Genomic DNA, 23,156 nt, shown 5'->3' on the forward strand with positions numbered 1-23,156 from the left:
TCGCGATCGACGCTCAGTGCTTCGTTCCATTGCTCCAGCACCGCATCCAGATCATCGCTGGTATAGCGGCCAGCCCAGCGCTGCTATTGCAGGGCTGGGCAGCGTGGTCAGCAGCACGGTTCCGCCTGCTGGTGGGTGCAGGCTGCGCAGCAGGCTCATCGCTGCGCCAACCGCCAGCGCGGTGGTGAACCAGGCGGGACCGAGCAGGGTCTGGCACATCAGGCCAACTATGGCAGAAGCCAGGTGGCCACCGATCACCGGCCAGGGCTGGGCCAGAGGGCTGGCTGGCAAGACAAAGGTGAGGACCGCAGATGCGCCCATCGAGGCGATCAGCCACGGTGCCCGCGGACCGAGCCCGCCGAGAGCGAGTGTGGCCCAGCCGGTTAACGCAATCCCCAGCGCCGCGCTAGGCGCCCAGTCGTCCTGTCCAGGGCATCGTGACGGGGGTTGCCGCGGCGTGGTGCTGCATTGCCAGACCGCTCTCAAGAAAAAGGGGCCAGCCTTGCGGCCAGCCCCTGATTCGTTCGTCCGTTGAAGCCTTAGCGCTTCGAGAACTGGAAGCTGCGGCGAGCCTTGGCCCGGCCGTACTTCTTGCGTTCGACCACGCGGCTGTCGCGGGTCAGGAAGCCAGCGGCCTTGACCGCGCCGCGCAGCGCCGGTTCGAACTTGGCCAGCGCCTGGGCGATACCGTGCTTGACGGCACCGGCCTGGCCCGAAAGCCCGCCGCCCTTGACGGTGGCGATCACGTCGTACTGGCCGGCGCGGTCGGCAACCTGGAACGGCTGGTCGATCACCAGGCGCAGCGTCGGACGCGCGAAGTAGACTTCCTGGTCGCGGCCGTTGACCACAACCTTGCCCGAGCCGGGCTTGATCCAGACGCGGGCGACGGCGTCCTTGCGGCGGCCGGTGGCATAGGCACGGCCCTGGGCGTCGACTTCCTTTTCGCGCAGCGGCGCAGCCGGAGCGGCCGGGGTTTCGGCGACGGTCGAGAGATCTGCGAGATCGGTGACGGTAGTGTCAGACATCATGCACCCACCTTGTTCTTGCGGTTGAGGGCGGCCACGTCGAGCGGCTGGGGCTGGGTGCCACCATGCGGATGCTCCGAGCCGGCGTAGAGGTGCAGCGCGCGCATCTGCGCACGGCCCAGCGGACCACGCGGGATCATGCGTTCAACGGCCTTTTCCAGCACGCGCTCGGGGAAGCGGCCGGCCAGGACCTTGTCCGCGGTCACTTCCTTGATGCCGCCGGCATAGCCGGTGTGCTTGTAATAGGTCTGCTGCTTGAGCTTGTTGCCGGTGAACTTCACCTTGTCGGCGTTGATCACGACGACATGGTCGCCGCAATCGACGTGCGGGGTGAAGCTTGGCTTGTGCTTGCCGCGCAGGTGATTGGCGATGATCACCGCGAGGCGACCGACCACCAGACCTTCGGCATCAATCAGATGCCACTTCTTTTCCACCTCGGCCGGCTTGATCGACCGGGTGACCTTGCTGAGCGCCTTCATGGCCAGCTTTCCTTTATCCTAAGGAGTCAAATCCCGTGAACCACGCGATTCGGTTTGTCCGAACCCACGCGAAGGCGCGCCCTTTCGTCGAAAGGGACGATCAAGTCAAGCATTTGGGCGGGTTTGCAGAGAGGTAAAATAATACCGACGCCGAAATGGTCAGGCAGAAGCGGGTTCGAATGTCCAGATCTCACGCGAGATGCGCTTTGAGCCCGAAAGCAGGGTAACCACAGTGCGTTCGATCGTCTGCGGCAGGCCGCAGGGCAACAGCCGGTCAACCCGGGTGACCACTTCGATCTGGCCCTGCGCACCGCCGGGCAACGTGACCATCCGCGACTGGCGGTGTTCGCCCGGGCGAACCAGGAACAGGTCGGTCGGCCAGGGCGAACCGGCCCTGGCCGTCATCGCCTGGCCGATTACCCGGGTGCCCATTTGCAGGCTTTCGGGCTTCATGCCGGATTGCGCGAGCAGGACACTCGCCCGGCTGGCCATCTGGTCATGCGCCTGGCGGTCGATCGGCTTGCCTTCGGCATCGACCAGGATCGCACCTCGCTGGTCGAGAAAAACCGGAAACATCGAACTGTCGTCGCGGCGGCGTTCGATATCGGCCAGGCCGTTCAGCACCGGCGGCACTTCTACCACGACATTGACCAGCTTGCCGTCAAGTCGATAGCCGCCACTTTCCGGCTTGAACTGCACGGCATAGCGGCGCGTGACCTTGATCAGATTGCCGTCCGAAAGTTCGCGGATCACCGTGCGGGACAGGATCAGGTTTTCTCGCGGCGGCACGAACTGTTCAGCCGTGGGAGGCTCAACCGCCTGGGCAAAGGAACCGGGCAGCAGCACGGGAAGCATTGCGGCGGCGCCAGCGAGCAGGACGATCCGGGCCTTCATGCCGCCAACCCCGAAAAGAGCGGACCTGCAGGGTGCAAGGGTGCGCGCCGCGCCACTGCGGCAGCAAGCCATGCTGTTTCAGCCCAGCTCAGCACGCTCCACTCCTTTGCCGGCTTGCCCTGGCCCGGTCGACGGGCCGGCAGATGCCAAGACCTGTCAGCATTCGCGCAGGACAGCGGCCTTTCGTCAAGTATTTGTACTAATGATACCGCCAATCCGGACGCAAGAATTCCAGTCCGCTGTTCTAACGCCTTGAGAATTTGCGTTACTTGCGACCCAGCCGGTGGACACCCCAAACCGTGGCCAGCACCAGCAAGGCCCCCGTCAATTGGTGCAGAACGGCCAGCCACAGCGCAATCCCGCTGTAGATCGTTGCGATTCCCAGCAGGATCTGCGTTCCGAATGCACTGTGAATCGCCACCGAAGCGCGGCGATCAAGCGGACGCAGGCGCCGCGCCAGCACAACCAGAACAGCAACAGCAACCCAGGCCCACCAGCGATGGGTGAAATGGATCAGGTAGGGATCGTTGACAAAGGCATGGGTCAGCCCTTGCGACCAGTCGATCCCGGCCGGAACGACCAGGCCCTGCATCAGCGGCCAGGCCTGCCAGTTGAACCACCCGCCGCCCGCGACTGGCCCGGCCCGCAAGCCTGCCAGCAAGGCACCATAGAACAGTTGCAGGACAAGGATCGCAAGCGCCAGTGTGCCCAGCCTGGTCGGCCGCGCCTTGCCATCGCCGCGGGCATTGGCGCGCAGGTCCAGCGCGGTCCAGGCCAGGCAGCCCAGTGTGGTCAAGGCCAGCAGCAGGTGGGTCGCCAGGCGGAAGTGGCTGACCTTCACATCGTGGGTCAGCCCGGATTTGACCATCCACCAGCCGACCACGCCCTGCAGTCCGCCCAGCGCGAGCAGGCCGACCAGCCGCAGGTGGAAGCCCTTAGGGATCGCCTTTCGCACCCAGAACCAGGCCAGCGGCAGGGCAAAGGCCAGTCCGATCACGCGCCCGATCAGGCGGTGGAACCATTCCCAGAAGAAGATGAACTTGTAATCGGCCAGGGTCATGCCGGCCGGGCCGTTTACCTCGGTATATTGCGGTATCTGCTGGTAGGCTGCGAACTGGGCCTGCCACTCGGCTTCGCTGAGCGGGGGCAGGGCGCCTGAAACCGGCTTCCATTCGGTGATCGACAGCCCGGATTCGGTCAACCGGGTGATCCCGCCGACCGCCACCATTACAACGACCATCGCCGCGACTGTCCACAGCCACCACGAAAGGGCAAGTGGACGCGGCCGGACGGGGTGGTTCGGTGCTTGAGTCGCGGCACTGGTCATGGCCGGCGCTGTGCTGCGCCAAGCGGCAAAGCGCAAGCTGCAAGCGGCGAAAAAAGGCAGCTGCCCCTTGATAGACGTTACATCGTCACATACATGCACCGCGTGCGTGAAGCATTGGTCTTGATTCGCAACCGGCTCGACCGGGTTGGCGTCCTCCTTTCGGGGCTTTGTGCGTTGCACTGCCTCGCGGGCGTGCTGCTGGTCGCGGGACTTGGGCTGGGCGGCGAATTCCTGCTTGCCCCGATCTTTCACCGGGTTGGCCTGGTGCTGGCCATTGCGGTTGGCGCGGCCACGCTGGTACTGGGCGTCGTCAAGCATGGCGACCCGCTGCCGCTGCAGGTCGGCGCGGCGGGAATCGCCTTCATGTCGGTTGCGCTGTTCGTCGGGCATGGCCTGCCCGAAGCGGTGTTGACCGTGCTGGGCGTCGCGCTGTTGGGCTGGGCGCATCTGCGCAACTTGCGCCACAGCGCCTGAACGCTATTGGCATGGGGCATGACCGCCTCACTCTCCCTGACCGTCAACGGTGAACCGCGCCGCGCCGCGCCGGGTTCGATCGCCGATCTTGTCCGCAGCCTCGAGCTTGATCCCGCCAAGGTCGCGGTCGAGCGTAACGGCGAGATCGTCCCGCGCTCCAGCCTGGGCGAAGCCGCGCTGGGTGACGGCGACGTGCTGGAGATCGTCCATTTCGTCGGCGGCGGACAGGGTGAGGATACCTGGACCGTCGCGGGCCGCACCTTCCGTTCGCGGCTGATCGTCGGCACCGGCAAGTACAAGGATTTCGAACAGAACGCGGCTGCGGTCGCGGCCTCGGGCGCGGAGATCGTCACGGTCGCGGTGCGCCGGGTCAACGTCAGCGATCCCAAGGCCCCGATGCTGACCGACTTCATCGATCCCAAAAAGATCACCTACCTGCCCAACACCGCCGGGTGCTTCACCGCCGAGGATGCGATCCGCACCTTGCGGCTGGCGCGCGAGGCGGGCGGCTGGGACCTGGTCAAGCTGGAAGTGCTGGGCGAAGCGCGCACGCTCTATCCCGACATGCGCGAGACGCTGAAGGCCTGCGAAGTGCTGGCGAACGAAGGCTTCCTCCCGATGGTCTACTGCGTCGACGATCCGATTGCCGCCAAGCAGATGGAAAGCGCCGGGGCGGTCGCGGTGATGCCCTTGGGCGCGCCGATCGGCTCAGGACTCGGCATCCAGAACCGGGTAACGATCCGCCTGATCGTTGAAGGAGCCAGCGTGCCGGTGCTGGTCGATGCCGGGGTCGGCACCGCCAGCGACGCTGCCGTGGCGATGGAGCTGGGCTGCGACGGGGTGCTGATGAACACCGCGATCGCCGAGGCGAAGGACCCGCTGCGGATGGCCAGGGCGATGAAGCTGGCGGTCGAGGCCGGGCGCGATGCTTACCTTTCAGGCCGCATGGCGACGCGCAAATATGCCGATCCCAGCAGTCCGCTGGCCGGGCTGATTTAGTCCGCTTTCCGCAGCAGGATCATCACAAAGCGCGATTCGCTGCCTTCGTAGCCGCGCCCCTCGCCGATCTCGATTTTGACCTCTGACCAGTTGCCGGCGGCGGCGTAATAGCTGCGCAGCTCTGCCTCGCTCGGGTAATTGTAATACCGTCCCAACCGGTCGCGGCCCTCGCTGCCGGCGGTCTTGTAGGTGGCGCAGTGCCAGCCTCCCGGCCTGAGCGCCCGCCAGATCCGCGTCAGCACCTGGGGCAGGCCATCGCGTGGGACATGCAACAGTGAAGCGGTCGCAACGATGCCGTCATAGGCTTCCACGGCGTCCAGTTCGTCGAACCGCATGACCCGCACAGCCCGGCCCAGCCGCGCTTCGGCCTGGGCGGCCATTTCGGGAACCCCGTCACTCGGCTCGACCCGAAATCCTCGCGATTCCATCAGCGCGGCATCGCGCCCCGAACCGCAGCCCAGCTCCAGAATCAGTGCGTCCCGGGGCAAACGCTCCATAAAGGGATCGAGATGCCGCCCGATCTTGCCCAGCTCGGACGCGGCATAGACGGACGCTTCATGCGCATAGAAGGCCAGCGTGGTCCGGTCGAACTCGGGCATGATGGGCACTAACTCCTGATCCGTAGAATCCACCAAGCGCTACACAGCCCGGTGATAGCCATCGTGGTTAACGGGATCATAACCATATTCTGATGATCTGTACCCCGTTCCAACCGGGGGCTAGACATGGGTACTACAGGCACCGCTTCGCTGACCATCGCCGAACTGCGCGAATTTGCCAGCTTCACCGCAGGCGAGCAGCGCTATATCAAGCGCAGCCTTGATATTGGCCTTGGCCGGCAGGATGCGTTCAAGCTGTGGGCGCGCGATGCAGGTGAAAATGCCTCGATTCGTAGCCAATATGTCGCCTACCAGGAACTCAAGGGTCTGCGCGGCCGGGTTCCGGCCGAGAGCTCGTTCGACGCGCTCGAAGCGTTCATGGGCAAGCTGATCCGGATCGCCGCTTTCGATCTCGCACAGGATCGGCTGACCTGCTTTTCCGCCTTCCGGTTCCTGTATGAGCGTCTGCTCGGCGCCGACGTGCGGCCATTCCTGCCCAGCGCCTTCTGCGCCGCGAGCGCCCTGCCGCAGATCCGCCCAGACCGGCGCAAGCACCTGCTGCAATCGATCAGCGAAGCCGCCGCAACCGCACCCGGCTGGTCGGCGCGCGAACCCAGCTTCTATCCTGAATGGGTCGAGAAGGAAGCGGCCTGAGCCTGAGGGGGCGGGCCGGCGATCCGGCTTGTCCGGCGCACCACGCCACAAAAACTCGCCTGCGGGTAACGCCAAATAAACCAATTGGCGCGCAGTTTCCCCTGGTGCCGAGCACCCCGGGGGTAGCCTAGTGACGACGATTGCCATCAATGGCCTGAGCGAGGAAGAGTTTCGCCGCTCAATCGAAAGCGGGCTACGGCGCGGACGCGCCGGTGAATCCGTCGAAAAACTGCGCGAGCTGATCGCGCCCTTTGCCGGACCCGGCAAGGTGCTGCCCGAACGCTTTCTGACCGTCGAAGCATCCGACCTGGTGATCCGGGGCTGGGAGAATCTGGGCGATCACGTCCGCAAGCACGATCGGCCAGGCCGGCCGGTTACCGCGCTGACCATTGCCTTCGGCTGGCCGGGTGAGGATGTGCCCCAGCCCGATGAGTCCGGACGGCTCAGTCCCCTGGTCGAAGTCGGTTATTACAACGACGATTCCTACCCCTTCTCGCGCTCGGGCCGCGAAGACCTGCTCGATGGCTATTCGCTCCACGGTTGCACCTGGGCGGATGACAGCGCAGGCAGCGATACCGCGCTGTTGCTTGAAGGGATCAGCGATCTGCACGGGGCGCTGGCCCTGCTCGAAGCGCGGCTGCTGGCCTGCGAAGAGCCCGATCCCGACGAGATCTGCGCCGGTTCGCTCGGCTCATGCCTGCTCTCGGCGCTGCTTTACCAGGCGGTCAGCGCCAAGGTGGCCCAGGAAGGCCTGCCGCGCCCGCTTTGTGTGATGGCCGGCAGCAACGGCGTCTATCCCTATTTCGATGCCCCGGTCACCGGAATGCCGGTTGAAGTGCTCAAGGCCGCCAAGGCAGAGGATGAAGACGAAGGTCCGGTCGATGCCGGTGTGCCTGGTCCGCGCTATTCCAGCCTGCTGCTGACCGGGATCCGCCGCGCCCCCAAGCGCGCGGTGCTGGTGCTTCAGGAAAGCGAAGAGGAAATGGCGGTGCGGATCGCGCATCTGCGCGGGCTCAACCATGGTTCCGATGAAGCTCCCGCACCGGTCCCGACCCAGACGGATCTGCCGCCGCCCGAGGTGCCCCGCGCCGAGGACGAATCGATCACCGATTCGCCGATCAGCCCGCTGATGACCAAGAAGCACGCTAGCCACGGCTGGGATTTCCGTGACATGCTTGGCCCGCGTGAGGACCACGAGGCCAATGGCGCCGATGCTGACGCTGCCCCGTCCACTGCGACCGACTTTTCGGACTGGGAAGATTTCGATCCGCTCGACAGCAGCTTCGATGCCGAAGCAGAGGTTGCCGAGACGGAGTCCAGTCTCGGACAGTTCGAGGAACCGTTCGACCTGACCGACCCGGCCTGGCCCGAGATCGAATCACACGAAGCCGATCTGGCCGATCAGACTGCGCCCGCCGAAGTGGTCGAGCCGGTCGCGCAGGAACCGGCCGAGCCCGGCTTTTCGCTGATCGATCCGGCCGATCCGGTTGCCATTACCCTTGAGCAGCGGCTGCAATCGCTGATTGCCGATCCGCTGCGCACCGAGGTGCCCGAAACGGAGGACATAGACGAGCTGGCCCTGACCGACGACCAGATGCTCGAACCGGCAGATCCGCCTGTCATTCCCGAAGTGACTGTGCCGCACTGGCCGCTGGGGCTGGGCTGGCTGGAAACCGAAACAGATCCCGAACCCACGCCCGAGCCGCGGATCGCCGAAATCGAACTGCCCGAGATCGAGCCGGAGCCCGTGCTGCTCCGGCCCGGCCTGTGGGAACGGTTCCGTGCCTGGCTGGGGCCGATTCGCCGACCAGCCCCGCCACCGGGGCGCAGCCGCAGGATCAGGCCCTGATCGCGGGTTTTAGCGCTGCATTCGAATTTTTTGGCTTCGCGCATTTTCCAAATCGACAAAGCGCAAACAAACGTGCATGCAGTCGCGCGGCTCGCCACGCGCGGGCATCGGGTAACACTAAGGGGATTCCCAAATGAAGAAGATCGCTCTGTTTGCCGCTATCGCTGCCGGTTCGCTGGCTGTCGCCGCTTGCGGCGAAAAGAAGGAAGAAGCTGCTCCGGTCGCTGAAGAAACCGCTGCTGCTGCCGACGCTGGTTCGGAAGCTGCTGCTGACGCTTCGGGCGCTGCCTCGGAAGACGCTTCGGCCGCTTCGAGCGAAGCTGCCAAGTAAGCTTTCAAGCTGAACGAACAAGGCCGGCCGGCGGGTGTGGACCACTGCCGGGCCGGCCTTTTTCTTTGTCTGGCGTCCGCGTGATGGCCTGATCTGGCCCCGGAGTCAGATGGTGTCAGGCGGGAACCCTGGCCCGGTTCCAGGTCCCGACGGTTTCCAGCACGCCGCCGCCCAGCAGGCCATCGGCCTCGCCCTCAATCTCAAGGTCGTCGAGCAGGGTCATGACCTCGCCGGTGGCAACCGCCTTGGTCCGCGCCAGTTCTGGAATGCGGCGCAGGTCGATATGGGTCAGCCCCAGCAGGAACAGCTCGCGATAGGCGACGCGTTCGAACAGCCCCGCACCCAGCCGGAAATCGAGCCGCGGTGCCATGCGCCTGAGCGCCGTATCGACCCGGTCCTGGTTCTTGCTGGTTTCGCGGCGCTTGCGGTTCTGCAGCACCAGCCAGTCAAGCACCGGCAACCCCGCGTCAGCGCGGGCCTGGCGCAGTTCGGTCACCGTGGCGGCAAAGCAGCCCGGCCCCAGCAGCTTGTTGCTGACCGGGTGGAACCGGCCCAGCAGATCAAGATCGGCAAAGCTTGAATTGACCGGCGAGACCAGCAGGTCGGCCAGCGCGATCGCGCGGCGGGCGATCGGCGAATCGTGACCGGCGGCATCGATCACTACAAAATCGCAGTCCCAGCCGGCCCGGGCGATTTCCTGGCACAGCTGCGCGCCCGATTGCTGCTGGAGCAACAGGTGGCGCGGCAGCGGCAGGCGCACGCCCAGCCGCTTGGCCGTGCCGCCACGCGCGGTCAGCGTGCGGGTCAGCGTCTGCTGGCGCCGATCGAGGTCGATCGCCAGGACCTTGTGCCCGGTATCGGCCAGGGCAACCGCCAGGTGGAAGGCGACAGTGGACTTGCCGACCCCGCCCTTTTCGTTGGCGACGGTGATGATCCGGGCCTGGCCACGGGGCCGTGCGGCAATATCGGCGATGACGTTGCGCGGGTGTTCGCCATCCACAGTTGTATCGCGGCGGCTGGCAAATTCCCCTATCGGCGTGACAACATTCATGCGCCCGATCCCTTGATTTCCGCGCCTCTTTTGTCCGTGCGCGAATCGCCCAAGGGACCGAAGCTAGTGGATAAACCTGTGGAAATCGAATCTAGGCAATTATCGTTAACGAATTGCGACAGGGGCTAGCTGAATCGCGCCTTCACCAGGGCTTTGAGGTCAGCTTCGGGGCGCGCGCCATAGTGCGAAATGATCTCGGCCGCGCAGATCGCTCCCAGCTTGAGGCATTCGGCAACCGGATAGCCGCTGACGTGGCCATGAAGGAAACCGGCGGCGAACAGGTCGCCCGCGCCGGTGGTATCGACCACCTGGGCGACCGGTTCGGCCGGAACCTCATGGAGCGCACCCTGGGCAGCGGCGACCGCGCCCTGCTCGCTGCGGGTCACCACCAGCATAGGGACCTTGTCCTTCAGGGCATCGATCCCGGCGTGGAAATCGTCATGCCCGGTCAGCGCGGCCAGTTCGATGTGGTTGGCGAACAGGATATCGATCTCGCCGGCCGCGATCATCGCCCGGAAATCGTCGCCATGCCGGTCGATCACGAAGGCATCGGACAGCGTGAAGGCCACCTTGCGGCCGGCCCCGCGCGCTGCGGCAATTGCCCGGCGCATGGCCGCGCGCGGCTCCTCCGGATCCCACAGGTAGCCTTCGAGGTAGAGCACTTCGGCATCGGCGATCGCCGCCTCGTCCAGCGCGGCAGGCGGCAGGAACTGCGAAGCACCCAGAAAGGTGCTCATCGTGCGCTGGCCATCGGGGGTAACGAAGATCAGGCAGCGCGCGGTCGGCGGATCGCCGGCGCGGGCCGGGGTGGCAAAGCTGATCCCGCCAGCCCGGATATCGTGCGCGAAGACCTCACCCAGCTGGTCATCGGCAACCTGGCCGATGAAGGCGCATGTACTGCCCAGCGCGGCCAGACCGGCGAGGGTGTTGGCGGCCGACCCGCCCGAGATCTCGCGCGCCGGACCCATCGCATCGTACAATTCGTGCGCGCGCTGGGCATCGATCAGCGTCATGCCTCCGCGCACCAGCCCCAGCCGCTCGATCAGCGCATCCTCGCACGGCGCCATGACATCGACGATGGCATTGCCGATGGCGATAACCTGGGTTGAGGGCTTGGACATGCAGGCTCCGGTAATTTGGGCAGGAAAGCGCGCCGCCTAGCCGGTTTTGCCGGATCAGGGAAGCGGCGTTGACAGCGCCCGATCAAGGCGCGATTCCCCGAGGGCAATGCTGCGTGCTCTGGCCCTCTCGCTGGCCCGGCTGTTTGACCGGGCGCTGCTGCCGATCTGGCTCAAGAGCCTGGGCGCGACACTGCTGGCCTGCCTGGTGCTGGGTTTCGCCGCGTGGCAGGCGCTTCGTTACATGATCGATCGCTATGCCTTCGATGCCGGCTATGGCGCGCTCGCCGCGGCGATCCTGGTAATGCTGGGCGGCTGGCTGCTGTGGCGGGTGATCGCGCTGGGCGTGCTGCAGTTCTTCGCCGACGAGGTGGTGAGGGCAGTGGAGCTGCGCGACTATCCGGCGATGGCCGCCAGTGCCCGCCCATTGGGCTGGCGTGAAGAGCTGGGCCGGGCGCTGGGCGGAGCTGCGCGCGCGATCCTGTTCAACCTGCTGGCCTTGCCGCTGGCATTCGTGCTCGCCTGGACCGCCGTGGGGGCACCGCTGGTGTTCCTGGCGGTCAATTCCGTGCTGCTGGGGCGCGAGCTTCAGGATATGGTCTGGCTGCGCCATCGCCGTTCGCCGCAGGACCCTGCGCCGCTCTCAGCTATCGAGCGCCTGGCACTGGGCGGGGTCACGGCCATTCTGCTCACCGTGCCTGTGGCCAATTTCGCCGCACCTTTCCTGGGTGCGGCTTGCGCGGTGCACCTGATCCATCGCAAGGGGCCAGGCCATGCAGCCTAAAGTCCTGATTGCCTTGATCCTTGCCCTGCCGCTGGCCGCCTGCGCCAGTTCGGGCGCGGCCGTGCCCAAGCCCGCTCCGGTGGCCAAGCAGCCACGGGTCGCGGTGCGCACCCCGGTCGCCGCACCGCCACCGCCAGCGCGGATCCAGGTCGCGCCGGGACTTGAAGGGGTGATCGGCGCCGGTGCCGACGATCTTGAGCGCCAGTTTGGCCAGGCCCGGCTCGAAGTGTGGGAAGGCGATGCCCGCAAGCTGCAGTTCAGCGGCACGGCCTGCGTGCTCGACGTGTTTCTCTATCCCGCGGCGCGCGGGCGCGAACCGCAAGCCACCTATGTCGAAGCCCGCCGCGCCAGCGACGGCCAGGAGGTAGACCGCGCGGCGTGTATTTCAGCGCTAAGAAAAAGGCCCTGACGGGCGCGCCAATCGGCTCCGCGAATGGCTGGCAACACCGGCCCGCTCCCCCGGCCCGACCACCCGCTGAAGGTACCCTATGGGTGGTCGGGGCGCCCCGACGAAAACGTCCCCCGGACGTTTTCGCGCTCGTGACACGGGAGCGGGCCGGTGTTGCCAGGACAGGCGGATGCCTGTCCGCACCGCCAATATGGTAACTGGGATTTAAGGATAGTCTGGCATGCAGCTCCCCAGGATTGATATTGGGGAAGTTGGGCCATGAGTATGGAATTCGGGAACCTGGCAGGTTCGATCGCCGGTGACGGGCGGATCACGGCCGAGGAAATCCTCGAGCTGCGCCGCCTGGGCTGGGCCGATGGCAAGATGGATCCCGAAGAGGCCGAATCGTTGTTTCTGGCCAACGACGGCTGCGCCGCGCCGACCAGCGAATGGTGCGACTTCTTCGTCGAGGCGCTTTCGACCTTCATCGTCAACACGGTTGAGCCCAAGGGCTATGTCGACGATGAAATGGGCGATGAGCTGATCTCCCGGATCGACCGCGATGGCCGCGTCGGCTCGATGGCCGAGCTGGAACTGCTGGTCAAAGTTTCGGAGCTGGCGCTCAACCTGCCCGACAGGCTCAAGGCCTATGCCCTGAAACAGATCGAGGAAGCCGTGCTGCACGGCGACGGGCCGACCCGTCATGGCGAGCTGACCCCCAAGGGCATCAACGAGACCGAATGCACCCTGCTGCGCCGCCTGATCTTTGCTTCGGGCAGCGATCGTCCGGCTGAGGTGAGCCGCCGCGAGGCGGAAATGCTGTTCCGGATCAAGGACGAGACGCTTTACGAGGTCAACGCCAAGGATTGGGAAAAGCTGTTCGTGCAGGGCGTGGCCAACTACCTGCTGGGCTTTTCCGGCCATGAGCCGCTGAGCCATGATCGCGCCGCCGAGCTGGAGCGTTTCATGAACCGGCAAGGCGCCGGGATCGGCGGTTTCCTTGGCCGGATGTTCACTTCCAGGCCCGATTTCGCCGGCGCCTTTGGCAGCCTGCTCGACATCAGCCCGCATGCTCCGGGCATCGAGGAAGAGGCCGAGGCTGCCGCCGAGCTGACCGAAGAGGAAAGCCACTGGCTGGCCGATCTGCTCGAAGCCGACGAGGAACTCGATCCGCTCGAAAAGGCGCTGATCGCTTTCATCGCCGAAGAAACCGGCGAAGTGTTCGGGGTGAAGGTAGGTTAAACCGTAAAGCTCTCGCCGCAGCCGCAGGTGCCTTTGGCATTGGGGTTCTGGAACACGAAGCCGGCGGTAAAATCGTCTTCTTGCCAGTCCATCGTGCTGCCGATCAGGTAAAGCACCGAAGCGGCGTCGATGAAGAACAGACCGCCCGGCGTCTCGATCCGCTCGTCGAAGGCATTGGCCTCGCTGACATAGTCGACCGAATAGGCCAGTCCCGAACAGCCGCGGCGCGGGGTGGACAGCTTGACCCCGATCGCGCCTTCGGGGGCTTCGGCCATCAGCTTGGCCACCCGCGCCTCGGCGGCGGGAGTCAGGATCACGGCGGCGGGTCTGGTGCGGGTCTGGGTCATAGCATGCCAAGCTCCAGCCGGGCTTCATCGCTCATCTTGGCCGGGTCCCACGGCGGATCCCAGACCAGGCTCACTTCGCAGTCGCGCACGCCCGGCACCGCGCTGACCCGCAGTTCAACCTCGCCCGGCATCGATTCGGCCACCGGGCAATGCGGCGTGGTCAGCGTCATGGTCACCGCAACCCCGCCGTCATCGGCCACGTCAACGCCATAGATCAGCCCCAGGTCATAGATGTTGACCGGGATTTCGGGATCGAAAATGTCCTTCAGCGCCGCGATCACCGCTTCGTAGAGGTCACCGCCGGGTTCGCCCGCAGCAGCGCCCTGCGGCTGTTCGGCCAGGAAGCCTTCCAGATAGTCGCGCTTGCGCTCAAGCTTCTCCGCCGGGCTTTCGGCGTCCTCCACCCGCGCACGCGGCGGCGCGGCAACGCTGTCCACTTCCTCAATCGTGAATTTGGGTTCTTCGCTCACCCGAAGATCCTCCTTGTCCGTTCGATCCCGCGCAGCAGCGCGGCAATATCGCTTTCATCCGAATAGAGCCCGAAGCTGGCTCGCGCGGTGGCAGCCACCCCCAGGTGCGCCATCAGCGGCTGGGCGCAGTGATGCCCGGCACGGATCGCAACGCTGGTTCCATCCGGGCCTTCCTCGTCCAGTATGGTGCCCAGGTCGTGCGGATGCACCCCGTCCATCGCGAACGAGACGATCCCCGCGCTGTCTTCCGGCCCGAACAGGGTGATGTCATTGCGCGCCGCCAGTTCGCGGCGCAGCTGGCCGACCAGCGCGGCCTCATGCGCGTGGATCGCCGCGAGACCCAGGCCCGATACATAGTCGATCGCGGCGTGCAGCCCCATCACCTCGACGATCGCCGGGGTTCCGGCCTCGAACCGGGTCGGCGCCGGGGCATAGGTGGTCTGCGCGAAGGTCACCTTGTCGATCATCGAGCCGCCACCCTGCCAGGGCGGCATTGCTGCAAGAAGATCGTGCCGCGCCCACAGCGCGCCGATCCCGGTCGGGCCATAAAGCTTGTGGCCCGAGAAGACGTAGAAGTCGCAGTTCAGCGCCGCCACATCGACTGGCAGGCGCGGCACGGCCTGACAGCCATCGAGCAGCAGCTTTGCGCCCACCCGGTGGGCCAGCTCCGCAGCACGCGGCGCATCGAGCACCGAGCCGAGCACGTTCGAGACATGCGCGAAGGCAACCATCGTGTGCTCGCTCGTGAGCATTCGTTCGGCCGCGTCCAGATCGATCCGTCCATCTTCGGTGAGCGGGCAGACATCGACCTGCCAGCCGGCCAGTTGCCAGGGCACGATGTTCGAATGATGCTCCAGCACCGACAGCAGCACCCGGCCCCCAGAACCGACAACTCGCGGGTACGAATGGGCGACCAGGTTGATCGCCTCGGTCGCGCCGCGCACGAAAACCACTTCGTCGGCCTGCCCGCCGATGAACCGCGCCACCCGTTCGCGTGCGGCCTCATAGGCCACGGTCATATTGGCCGAGCGCGCATAGACCCCGCGGTGCACTGTCGCATAGTCCGCGCCCATTGCTCGCACAGTGGCATCGATCACCGCCTGCGGCTTTTGCGCGGTGGCAGCGGTATCAAGGTAGTGCCAGCCGCCGGCCAGGCCGGGGAACTGGTCGCGCAGCGCCGCCGGCAGTGTTGCCCCGCCCTCGTTCTCCCAGCGCGACAGCGCGCGTTCGGTCGGGTTTTCAAGCTCGGGGGTCACAGCATCGCCTCCAATGCGGCAAGTGCCTGTTCGAGCAGCGCGTCCTCGTCCGGCATCCCGGCGAAGGCTTCGGCCACGAAGGCCTGCAGCATCAGCCGCTTGGCCAGTTCGGGCGGCAGCCCGCGCTGGGCCATGTAGAACAGCGCATTGGCGTCCAGCTCGCCCACCGCACAGCCATGCGCGCACTTGACGTCGTCGGCGTGGATTTCCAGTTCGGGCCGGGCATTGGCCGCGCTCTGCCGGTCCAGCAGCATGGCCCGCACCGATTGTTCGCCATCGGTCCCGTCAGCGCCTTTGGCGACCAGCACCTTGCCCAGATAGTTCGCGGTCGAACCCCTGCCAGCTACCGAGCGCACCACCTGCCGGCTGGTGGCATCGGGGGCGAGATGCGCGACTTCGGTAATAACTTCCAGCACCTGGCCGGCCCCGGCCAGCTGGGCCGCACCCAGATTGAACCGCGCGCCCGCGCCCAGCTCGGCCCGCACTGCGATCCGGCCATAGCCCGAACCGGCGTTGAGCACCGCAAGGTCAAGGCTCGCACCGTCACCCAGCGTCACCGCCAGCTCGCGCACCAGCGGCGAGTCACCGCTGTTGACCAGGCTCATCGCCCGGCTCTCGCCCGCCGCCAGCACCACCTGCTCGACCGTGACCGGCCACAGCGGCGCGAGCGCGGCCAGGTCCGCATAGCGGTAGTCCTCCTGTTTGCGGGTGGGCAGCGCGGTCATCCCGCAACCGCCTCATAGCCATGCTCTTCCAGCTCGAGTGCCAGTTCGGGCCCGCCGCTGCGCACGATCCGCCCGCCCGCCAGGACGTGGACGAAGTCCGGCTTCACATAGTCAAGCAGCCGCTGGTAGTGGGTGATCAGCAGCACCGCCTTGTCGGCGCGGCGCATCACCGCGTTGATCCCTTCGCCGACCACGCGCAGCGCATCGATATCGAGCCCCGAATCGGTTTCGTCGAGCACCGCCAGCTTTGGATCGAGGATGCCCATCTGGACCATCTCGGCGCGCTTCTTCTCGCCGCCCGAAAAGCCGACATTCACCGGCCGCTTGAGCATGTCCATATCGAGCTTGAGCAGCGCCGCCTTCTCACGCGCGAGCTTGAGGAATTCGCCGCCCGACAGCGGCTCCTCGCCCCGGCCCTTGCGCTGGGCGTTGAGGCTTTCGCGCAGGAACTGGACAAACGACACGCCTGGAATCTCGACCGGATACTGGAAGCCCAGGAACAGCCCCTTGGAGGCGCGTTCGTGGGGTTCAAGTGACAACAGGTCCTGGCCAGCGAAATTCACTTCGCCGCCCGTCACCTCATAGCCGGGCCGTCCGCCCAGCGTGTAGCCCAGCGTCGATTTGCCCGCGCCGTTGGGGCCCATGATCGCGTGGACTTCGCCGGCCTGGATGGTCAGCGACAGGCCCTTGAGGATCGGCTTGTCGGCAACGGTGGCGTGGAGGTTGCGGATTTCGAGCATTTCAGCTTCCGGTCTTGGCCGGCGGCGGCGGGGCCGGCGGCGGAGTATATTGACTGGCGTTGTACCCGGCGCTGAAATCCGCCGCATATTCGGCAGTTCTGCGCAGGTCGTGGAACAAACCCAGAGCAAAGACATGCACTTCGCCCGGCGAAAGGTCTGGTCGCAGCTTGCGGAGCTCGGCCTTCATGCGTTCAAAGGCGGACTCGTTCTTGCAGGCCACCGCGCGGCGCGATTTGAAATCGCCCTCACGCGACGTCTGCTCGGCATAGGCCTTGTGCCAGAGCTCCAGCTCCTGGGCGCTGTGCTGGGGCAGGGCACTGACGCGCTTCTTGGCGTCGGCCAGCTGACGGCGCTCTGCATCGAAGCTGCGCTCGCAGGCCAGGGTCGTGGCAACAGTCGCCCGTATCGACACAAAGGGGTCGCGGGGCAGTGCTACCGGTGCCGCCTGCGCCAGCAGCATCGCGATCAGGCTGGCGCTCATCTCCGCTCCCCGCGCGACTGGTAATGCTGGCGGCGGGCGCGGCCACGCTCATCATAGCTTTGCTTCATTGCCGCCAGGATCTCGGCCACCACTGCATCGGCGTCGGCCAGCACGCGCTCAGCGGGGAAGCGCAGCACCCGCACCCCGACCGCTTCAAGGCTCTTGTCGCGGCGGGCGACCAGTGCGGGATCGCCGCCTTCGTCGATCGAGACCGCGATCCGCAGCGGGTTGCAGGCGAAATCGACGATCGCCGATCCGATCACCTGCTGGCGGGTCAGCTTGAACTTGCCCAGTTCCTGCTCGGCCAGCTTGGCCTGCAGCACCTTCTGCGCCTCGGTCGGTTCCATCCGGTTGCGCCGGGCCTGCTCGTGGATCGCATCGAGCCGTTTTTCGGAGATCGCCCAGCCGCGCCCGCGCTTCTGCAGCTCGGGGGCTTCGCTACGCTCATCAAGCGGACGGACGGAGAGGGTTTTCTTGGTCATAGTTAGATCCGGATCGTTCAGGGCTGCAGCCCGGTTTCGCGCGAAACCAGCAAGGCCAGGTCGAAATCGACCTTGCGCCAGGCTCGCAGGCGCAGTTCGGCCAGCTTGTCTTCACTCTCGCCGGCATGATTGGCATTGATCCGTTGATCGGAAATCTGCCTGACCCGCTTGAGCTGCGGGGTGCACAGCGCACGGACTGCGGCCACTGCGACTTGCAGGCTGTCGCGCGGTGCGCCGGCCGAACCGCTGTGGGCGCAGGCACGCAGGCGGCTGGTCGCCTGTTCGAGCGATTCGCCGTCATCTGCCAGCGCCGGCGTCGCCAATGCGATGGCCAGGAGGCCGGCAATCGAAAGCTTGTTCATCCGACACTCCCTTCCAGGCTGATCCCCAGCAGCTTCTGCGCCTCGACCGCGAACTCCATCGGCAGTTGCTGCAGCACTTCCTTGGCGAAACCGTTGACGATCAGCGCCACCGCCGCTTCCTGGTCGAGCCCGCGCTGCATCGCGTAGAACAGCTGGTCGTCCGAAATCTTGCTGGTAGTTGCCTCGTGCTCGATCTGGGCCGAGGGGTTGCGGACCTCGATATAGGGCACGGTGTGTGCGCCGCAGTCCTTGCCGAGCAGCAGCGAATCGCATTGGGTGAAATTGCGCACCCCTTCCGCGCCCGGCGCAACGCGGACCAGCCCGCGGTAAGTGTTCTGGCTCTTGCCGGCCGAGATCCCCTTGGACACGATGGTCGAGCGGGTGCCGCGCCCGTTGTGGATCATCTTGGTGCCGGTATCGGCCTGCTGGTAATTGTTGGTGACCGCGACCGAGTAGAATTCGCCGACCGAATCTTCGCCATTGAGCACGCAGCTGGGGTATTTCCAGGTCACCGCCGATCCGGTTTCGACCTGGGTCCAGCTGACCTTGCTGCGCTTGCCCTGGCACAGCGCGCGCTTGGTGACGAAGTTGTAGATCCCGCCCTTGCCCTGGCTATCTCCGGGGTACCAGTTCTGCACGGTCGAATACTTGATCTCGGCGTGGTCGAGCGCAACCAGTTCGACCACTGCGGCATGAAGCTGGTTCTCGTCGCGCTGCGGCGCGGTGCAGCCTTCGAGGTAGGAGACATAGGCCCCCTTGTCGGCCACAATGAGCGTGCGTTCGAACTGTCCGGTGTTTTCGGCGTTGATCCGGAAATAGGTGCTGAGCTCCATCGGGCAGCGCACGCCTTCGGGGATGTAGACGAAGGTCCCGTCGGAAAAGACCGCGCAGTTGAGCGCGGCAAAGAAGTTGTCGTGCATTGGCACGACCTTGCCCAGCCAGCGCTTCACCAGCTCGGGATATTCGCGGATCGCCTCTGAAATCGAGAGGAAGATCACCCCGGCCTTCTTCAGCTCCTCGCGGAAGGTGGTGGCGACCGAAACCGAATCGAACACCGCATCGACCGCAACCTTGCGCGCGCCTTCGACGCCCGCGAGGACCTTCTGCTCCTCAAGCGGGATGCCCAGCTTTTCATAAACCCGCAGGATCTCGGGATCGACCTCGTCAAGGCTCGCCAGTGTTTTCTTGGCCTTGGGCGCGGCGTAGTAATAGGCGTCCTGGTAGTCGATCGGCGGAATGTTCAGCTTGGCCCAGTCAGGCATCGGCATCGTCTGCCAGTGCCGGAACGCCTTCAGGCGCCAGTCGAGCATCCATTCGGGCTCGTTCTTCTTGGCGCTGATGAAGCGGACGGTGTCCTCGTTCAGGCCCTTCTCGGCAAATTCGGTTTCGATATCGGCCGACCAGCCGTGTTCGTAATCGGCCACCTTTGCCGCGGCTTCGCGCGCGGCCTGATCCTTGACCTGCTCGCTCATCGCGCCGCTCCCGCCAGCTGGATCAGCGAGACCTGGGCCAGCGCGCCGCGCATCGCCGCGTTGACCGTGGCCCAGTGCGGGCGGACGGTGCAGCAGTCCTCCAGCCCGCAATCGCGCGCATCCTCGACGCAGGCGGTCAGCGCGATCGGGCCTTCGACCGCCTCGATAATATCAGCCAGCGTGATTGCCGCAGCGGGGCGTGCCAGCTTCAGGCCGCCGTGCGCGCCCCGGGCCGAGCGCAGCAGCCCGGCGGCGGTCAGGCGGCTGACCAGCTTTTGCACGGTGGGGGCAGGCAGGCCGGTTTCGGCTGCCAGTTCCGCCGCCGAGACGCGCGCCCCGCCGCAATGGCGCGCGGCGGCGCTCATCGTGACAACGGCATAGTCGGCCATGCTGGACAGGCGCATCGCTGGGGTAACCTCTAAATCGGAACGATTCGTTCCGAATTGCCCCCTAGGCCCCTGCGCGGGCGAAGGCAACGCCCCAGATGCGGTCCATAAAAGAAGCGACCCGCAAGCCTTGGCCTGGGGTCGCTTTTGAAGTTAGGATCTCGTGCTGGATTGCTACGAGTCCTTCGGGTCGTAGGGATTGGATAGGCCCAAACCCGGAAATCGAATTGTACAGATTCGCCAGCTTGACGAGCCAATTTGCCTCCGGAACGGCTTGAAAGCGCTTCCAATGTCGCAAACGTCCAACTTTGGTCAAACCGTTCCGCAGCTGCGGCGAATCGACAGCGCGGCCCGGCGCTGCCATAGGCGCGGGCCATGATCTATTCGCTGCTGCGCCCCGCCCTGTTCCTGCTGGACCCCGAACAGGCCCACGGCCTGTCGCTTGCCGCGCTGCGGCTGATGCCGGGCGGCGGCGGGCCGGCCACGGGGCCGCTGCGGACCGAAGTGGCCGGGCTGGCCTTTCCCAATCCGCTGGGCATTGCCGCCGGGTTCGACAAGGATGGCGAAGTGCCCGACGCGCTGCTGGCGCTGGGCTTCGGCTTTGCCGAGGTTGGCTCGATCACCCCGCTGCCGCAGGCCGGCAACCCGCGCCCGCGGCTGTTCCGCCTGGCCGAGGACCGGGCGGTGATCAACCGGATGGGGTTCAACAACCACGGCGCCGAAGCGGCGGTGGCGCGTCTGGCTCGGCGGCTGGGCCGGCCCGGCGTGGTCGGGATTAACATCGGCGCGAACAAGGATTCGCCCGACCGGATTGCCGACTACGCCACCATGGCCCGGCTGATGGCCCCGCTGGCCAGCTATCTGGCGGTCAACATCTCCAGCCCCAACACCCCCGGCCTGCGCGCGCTGCAGGATGAAAGCGCGCTGACCGAACTGCTCGACGCGGTGATGGAAGCGCGCGGGGCCGCCGGCCCACCGGTGTTCCTCAAAGTCGCGCCCGATCTGGAAAGCGCCGATGTGGAGGCAATTGCCCGGATCGCGATCGACAAGCGGCTGGGTGCGCTGATCGTTTCGAATACCACCATTGCGCGCCCGCCGCTGCAATCGCGCCATGCCGGAGAGACCGGCGGGCTGTCGGGTGCGCCGCTGCGCCAGCTGGCGCTTGAGCGATTGCGCCAGTTCCGCACAGCGACCGGCGGGGAAATGCCGCTGGTCGGGGTGGGCGGGATCGCCACCGCCGAACACGCCTGGGAGCGGATTCGCGCCGGGGCCAGCCTGGTCCAGCTTTACAGCGCCATGGCCTATGAAGGCCCGGGGATTGCCCGCAGCGTGGTCAGCGGGCTTGAACGGTTGATGCGGCGCGATGGATTTGCCAGCATTGCCGAAGCCGTGGGAAGTGAATAGCCTGACATGATGAAACCGAACCGGATCGCCCTGCTCCTCGCCCCGCTGGCCCTGGCCGGCTGCGCCGCCTCCACCCAGACAGCATCGGCCCCGCCACCGCCTGCCCAGGCATACCAGGCCGGGATGGTCAGCGCGGCCGATCCGCGCGCGGCCGAAGCCGGGGCGCAGATGCTGCGCCAGGGCGGCAGCGCCACCGATGCGGCGATCGCCACGATGTTGGCGCTGACCGTGGTCGAACCGCAAAGCTCGGGGATCGGCGGAGGCGGATTGTTCGTCTCGACCAATTCGCGCGGTCAGGTTGAAACGATCGACGGGCGCGAAACCGCCCCTTCGGCGGCCAGCCCGAAATGGTTCGTCAAGGACGGGGTCCAGCAAGGTTATATGGATGCAGTCCCCGGCGGAACCAGCGTGGGCGTGCCGGGCAATGTCGCGCTGGCGGCCAAGGCCCACCGCGCACATGGCCGGCTGCCGTGGGCCGCGCTCTATGCCCCGGCGATCAAGCTGGCGCGCGAAGGCTTTGTCATGACCCCGCGGTTCAACAATGCGCTGAGGTCCAGCAAGCATGCCGGCGCCTTCACCGCCGAAGGCCGCGCGCTCTATTATGGCGCCGATGGCGAGCCGCTGCCGGTTGGCACGCTGATCCGGAATCCGGCGCTGGCCGATACCCTGCAGGCGATTGCCGATCAGGGCGAACAGGCGTTCTATGCCGGGGCCAACCGGAAGGCGATCGTCACCCGCGTCACCACCGCGCCGCGCAATCCCGCGCCGATGACCGAGGCCGACGTCGCAGCTTACCAGGCCAAGAACCGCCCGCCGGTTTGCGCGCAGTACCGCCAGTACCGGATCTGCGGAATGGGCCCGCCCAGTTCAGGCGCGACCACCGTGCTGGCCACGCTGGGCCAGCTTGAACGGTTCGACATGGCCAGGCTGGGCAAGGATTCGCCGGTCGCCTGGCACCTGATCGCCGAAAGCCAGCGGCTCGCCTATGCCGACCGGGCGCGCTATTCGGCCGATGCCGATTTTGTCGAAGTGCCGGTCGCGGGAATGATCGACCGCAAGTATCTGGCGCAGCGCTCGGCCCTGATCGACCCGACGCGGACCATGCCCTCGGTCGCCGCCGGAATCCCGCCGGGCGCTGAAAGGCTGGCCCGCGCCGATGCCCCCTATGCCGAGGAATACGGCACCTCGCACATTTCGGTGGTCGATCGGGCGGGCAATGCCGTGTCCTATACCTCGACGATCGAAAGCGGGTTCGGCTCGGGTCTGGTGGTCGGCGGCTATTACCTCAACAACGAACTGACCGATTTCGACATGACTGCCGAAAGGGACGGGCGGCTGGTTGCCAACCGGCCCGACAGCGGCAAGCGCCCGCGCAGCTCGATGTCGCCGACGCTGGTCTTCGGCCCCGATGGCAAGCTGAAACTGGTGGTCGGCGCGGCCGGCGGCACGACCATTCCCGCGCAGGTGATCCGCGTGCTGATCGGGGTGCTCGACTGGGACCTGTCGCCGCAGGATGCGCTGGCGCTGCCGGTGATCTTCGCGCCGGGCGGCAACACGGTTTACCTTGAAAAGGGCACCACGCTGGAAGCCATGGCCCCGGCACTGGGCCAGCTGGGCCATGCCGACCTGCAGTACCGCGCTGCGATCTCGTTCAAGGCCCAGGCGATCGCGATCGATGGCCGCAGCGTGCTGGGCGGGGCCGATCCGCGCAGCGAGGGCAAGGCGGTGGGTGAATAGCATGGCCAGCGAATGGCTTGCCGCCAGGGCACGGGCGGCCTAGTCAGGATGTTCGGGTAAGGATGCGCACGCGAAAGGGG

The 23,156-nt window shown here is 66.0% G+C and carries 28 protein-coding genes; 10 read left to right on the top strand and 18 right to left on the bottom strand.

The features are described from left to right. Window positions 1-51: 51 nt before the first annotated feature. From IT549_RS15365 to IT549_RS15385, 5 genes are all read right to left on the bottom strand, one after another. Complete coding sequence (locus IT549_RS15365; RefSeq protein ID WP_292974508.1) at window positions 52-321, bottom strand: HPP family protein; 270 nt, start codon at window positions 319-321, stop codon at window positions 52-54. Window positions 322-539: 218 nt separating this feature from the next. Then, entirely contained in the window at window positions 540-1,025 is a 486-nt protein-coding gene (gene rpsI, locus IT549_RS15370) for a 30S ribosomal protein S9 (RefSeq protein WP_292974509.1), read from the bottom strand. Next, window positions 1,025-1,504 carry a 50S ribosomal protein L13 gene (rplM, locus tag IT549_RS15375; protein WP_292974510.1) on the bottom strand — a complete coding sequence of 160 codons (480 nt, stop codon included), beginning with the start codon at window positions 1,502-1,504 and terminating at the stop codon, window positions 1,025-1,027. The genes rpsI and rplM overlap by 1 nt, the downstream gene beginning before the upstream one ends. Before the next feature lie 159 nt (window positions 1,505-1,663). Then, entirely contained in the window at window positions 1,664-2,398 is a 735-nt protein-coding gene (locus IT549_RS15380) for a hypothetical protein (protein WP_292974511.1), read from the bottom strand. A 265-nt stretch (window positions 2,399-2,663) separates the two neighbouring features. Continuing rightward, window positions 2,664-3,725 (bottom strand): COX15/CtaA family protein, encoded by a 1,062-nt coding sequence (locus tag IT549_RS15385; protein WP_292974512.1) that lies wholly within the window; start codon window positions 3,723-3,725, stop codon window positions 2,664-2,666. 102 nt (window positions 3,726-3,827) lie between these two features. Here IT549_RS15385 and IT549_RS15390 point away from each other — a divergent pair, with 102 nt between their 5' ends. Beyond that, complete coding sequence (locus tag IT549_RS15390; protein WP_292974513.1) at window positions 3,828-4,199, top strand: MerC domain-containing protein; 372 nt, start codon at window positions 3,828-3,830, stop codon at window positions 4,197-4,199. A gap of 18 nt (window positions 4,200-4,217) precedes the next feature. After that, window positions 4,218-5,198, top strand: a complete 981-nt coding sequence (gene thiS / locus IT549_RS15395; protein WP_292974514.1) for a sulfur carrier protein ThiS — start codon at window positions 4,218-4,220, stop codon at window positions 5,196-5,198. Here the strand turns inward: thiS and IT549_RS15400 are convergent. After that, window positions 5,195-5,797 carry a class I SAM-dependent methyltransferase gene (locus tag IT549_RS15400; RefSeq protein ID WP_292974515.1) on the bottom strand — a complete coding sequence of 201 codons (603 nt, stop codon included), beginning with the start codon at window positions 5,795-5,797 and terminating at the stop codon, window positions 5,195-5,197. The two genes, thiS and IT549_RS15400, sit on opposite strands and share 4 nt — an antisense overlap. Window positions 5,798-5,923: 126 nt before the next feature. On the opposite strand from IT549_RS15400, the gene IT549_RS15405 reads away from it, so the two are divergent. The 3 genes from IT549_RS15405 to IT549_RS15415 all read left to right on the top strand — a co-directional run bounded on the left by IT549_RS15405 (window position 5,924) and on the right by IT549_RS15415 (window position 8,631). Further along, window positions 5,924-6,451, top strand: a complete 528-nt coding sequence (locus IT549_RS15405) for a hypothetical protein (RefSeq protein WP_292974516.1) — start codon at window positions 5,924-5,926, stop codon at window positions 6,449-6,451. A gap of 130 nt (window positions 6,452-6,581) precedes the next feature. Next, window positions 6,582-8,300, top strand: coding sequence for a hypothetical protein (locus tag IT549_RS15410; RefSeq protein ID WP_292974517.1), 1,719 nt, complete (start codon window positions 6,582-6,584; stop codon window positions 8,298-8,300). 133 nt (window positions 8,301-8,433) lie between these two features. Then, entirely contained in the window at window positions 8,434-8,631 is a 198-nt protein-coding gene (locus IT549_RS15415) for a hypothetical protein (RefSeq protein WP_292974518.1), read from the top strand. A 115-nt stretch (window positions 8,632-8,746) separates the two neighbouring features. Here IT549_RS15415 and IT549_RS15420 read toward each other — a convergent pair whose 3' ends face one another. Continuing rightward, the gene (locus tag IT549_RS15420; protein WP_292974519.1) at window positions 8,747-9,682 is read right to left on the bottom strand and encodes a division plane positioning ATPase MipZ; all 936 of its coding nucleotides are present in this window, start codon (window positions 9,680-9,682) and stop codon (window positions 8,747-8,749) included. 125 nt (window positions 9,683-9,807) lie between these two features. Then, window positions 9,808-10,803, bottom strand: coding sequence for an adenosine kinase (locus IT549_RS15425; RefSeq protein ID WP_292974520.1), 996 nt, complete (start codon window positions 10,801-10,803; stop codon window positions 9,808-9,810). Between the two features lie 106 nt (window positions 10,804-10,909). Here IT549_RS15425 and IT549_RS15430 point away from each other — a divergent pair, with 106 nt between their 5' ends. The 3 genes from IT549_RS15430 (at window position 10,910) to IT549_RS15440 (ending at window position 13,214) form a co-directional block, all read left to right on the top strand. Then, a complete protein-coding gene (locus IT549_RS15430) occupies window positions 10,910-11,584 on the top strand; it encodes an EI24 domain-containing protein (RefSeq protein WP_292974521.1) in 675 nt (224 codons plus the stop codon). Continuing rightward, window positions 11,574-11,993 (top strand): hypothetical protein, encoded by a 420-nt coding sequence (locus tag IT549_RS15435; RefSeq protein WP_292974522.1) that lies wholly within the window; start codon window positions 11,574-11,576, stop codon window positions 11,991-11,993. Before IT549_RS15430 ends, IT549_RS15435 begins: the two co-directional genes overlap by 11 nt. Before the next feature lie 258 nt (window positions 11,994-12,251). After that, a complete protein-coding gene (locus tag IT549_RS15440) occupies window positions 12,252-13,214 on the top strand; it encodes a hypothetical protein (protein WP_292974523.1) in 963 nt (320 codons plus the stop codon). Here IT549_RS15440 and IT549_RS15445 read toward each other — a convergent pair. From IT549_RS15445 to IT549_RS15490, 10 genes are all read right to left on the bottom strand, one after another. After that, window positions 13,211-13,561, bottom strand: a complete 351-nt coding sequence (locus IT549_RS15445) for an iron-sulfur cluster assembly accessory protein (protein WP_292974524.1) — start codon at window positions 13,559-13,561, stop codon at window positions 13,211-13,213. The genes IT549_RS15440 and IT549_RS15445 overlap by 4 nt on opposite strands. After that, complete coding sequence (locus IT549_RS15450) at window positions 13,558-14,031, bottom strand: SUF system Fe-S cluster assembly protein (protein WP_292974525.1); 474 nt, start codon at window positions 14,029-14,031, stop codon at window positions 13,558-13,560. The genes IT549_RS15445 and IT549_RS15450 overlap by 4 nt, the downstream gene beginning before the upstream one ends. Further along, a complete protein-coding gene (locus tag IT549_RS15455) occupies window positions 14,028-15,218 on the bottom strand; it encodes a cysteine desulfurase (protein ID WP_292974662.1) in 1,191 nt (396 codons plus the stop codon). The genes IT549_RS15450 and IT549_RS15455 overlap by 4 nt, the downstream gene beginning before the upstream one ends. A gap of 65 nt (window positions 15,219-15,283) precedes the next feature. Then, window positions 15,284-16,012 (bottom strand): SufD family Fe-S cluster assembly protein, encoded by a 729-nt coding sequence (locus IT549_RS15460; protein WP_292974526.1) that lies wholly within the window; start codon window positions 16,010-16,012, stop codon window positions 15,284-15,286. Beyond that, entirely contained in the window at window positions 16,009-16,752 is a 744-nt protein-coding gene (gene sufC, locus IT549_RS15465) for a Fe-S cluster assembly ATPase SufC (protein WP_292974527.1), read from the bottom strand. The genes IT549_RS15460 and sufC overlap by 4 nt, the downstream gene beginning before the upstream one ends. A gap of 1 nt (window position 16,753) precedes the next feature. Then, window positions 16,754-17,233 (bottom strand): hypothetical protein, encoded by a 480-nt coding sequence (locus tag IT549_RS15470; protein WP_292974528.1) that lies wholly within the window; start codon window positions 17,231-17,233, stop codon window positions 16,754-16,756. Beyond that, window positions 17,230-17,715 (bottom strand): DUF559 domain-containing protein, encoded by a 486-nt coding sequence (locus tag IT549_RS15475; protein WP_292974529.1) that lies wholly within the window; start codon window positions 17,713-17,715, stop codon window positions 17,230-17,232. Before IT549_RS15475 ends, IT549_RS15470 begins: the two co-directional genes overlap by 4 nt. Before the next feature lie 17 nt (window positions 17,716-17,732). Continuing rightward, entirely contained in the window at window positions 17,733-18,077 is a 345-nt protein-coding gene (locus IT549_RS15480; RefSeq protein WP_292974530.1) for a hypothetical protein, read from the bottom strand. Next, a complete protein-coding gene (sufB, locus tag IT549_RS15485) occupies window positions 18,074-19,549 on the bottom strand; it encodes a Fe-S cluster assembly protein SufB (protein WP_292974531.1) in 1,476 nt (491 codons plus the stop codon). The genes IT549_RS15480 and sufB overlap by 4 nt, the downstream gene beginning before the upstream one ends. Further along, a complete protein-coding gene (locus IT549_RS15490) occupies window positions 19,546-19,953 on the bottom strand; it encodes an SUF system Fe-S cluster assembly regulator (protein WP_292974532.1) in 408 nt (135 codons plus the stop codon). The genes sufB and IT549_RS15490 overlap by 4 nt, the downstream gene beginning before the upstream one ends. Before the next feature lie 357 nt (window positions 19,954-20,310). Here IT549_RS15490 and IT549_RS15495 point away from each other — a divergent pair, with 357 nt between their 5' ends. Both IT549_RS15495 and ggt read left to right on the top strand, forming a co-directional pair. Continuing rightward, window positions 20,311-21,339, top strand: a complete 1,029-nt coding sequence (locus tag IT549_RS15495) for a quinone-dependent dihydroorotate dehydrogenase (protein ID WP_292974533.1) — start codon at window positions 20,311-20,313, stop codon at window positions 21,337-21,339. A 9-nt stretch (window positions 21,340-21,348) separates the two neighbouring features. Beyond that, window positions 21,349-23,076, top strand: coding sequence for a gamma-glutamyltransferase (ggt, locus tag IT549_RS15500; RefSeq protein ID WP_292974534.1), 1,728 nt, complete (start codon window positions 21,349-21,351; stop codon window positions 23,074-23,076). Window positions 23,077-23,156: the final 80 nt, after the last annotated feature.

The organism is Novosphingobium sp., from assembly GCF_020852455.1.
Lineage (GTDB): Bacteria > Pseudomonadota > Alphaproteobacteria > Sphingomonadales > Sphingomonadaceae > Novosphingobium.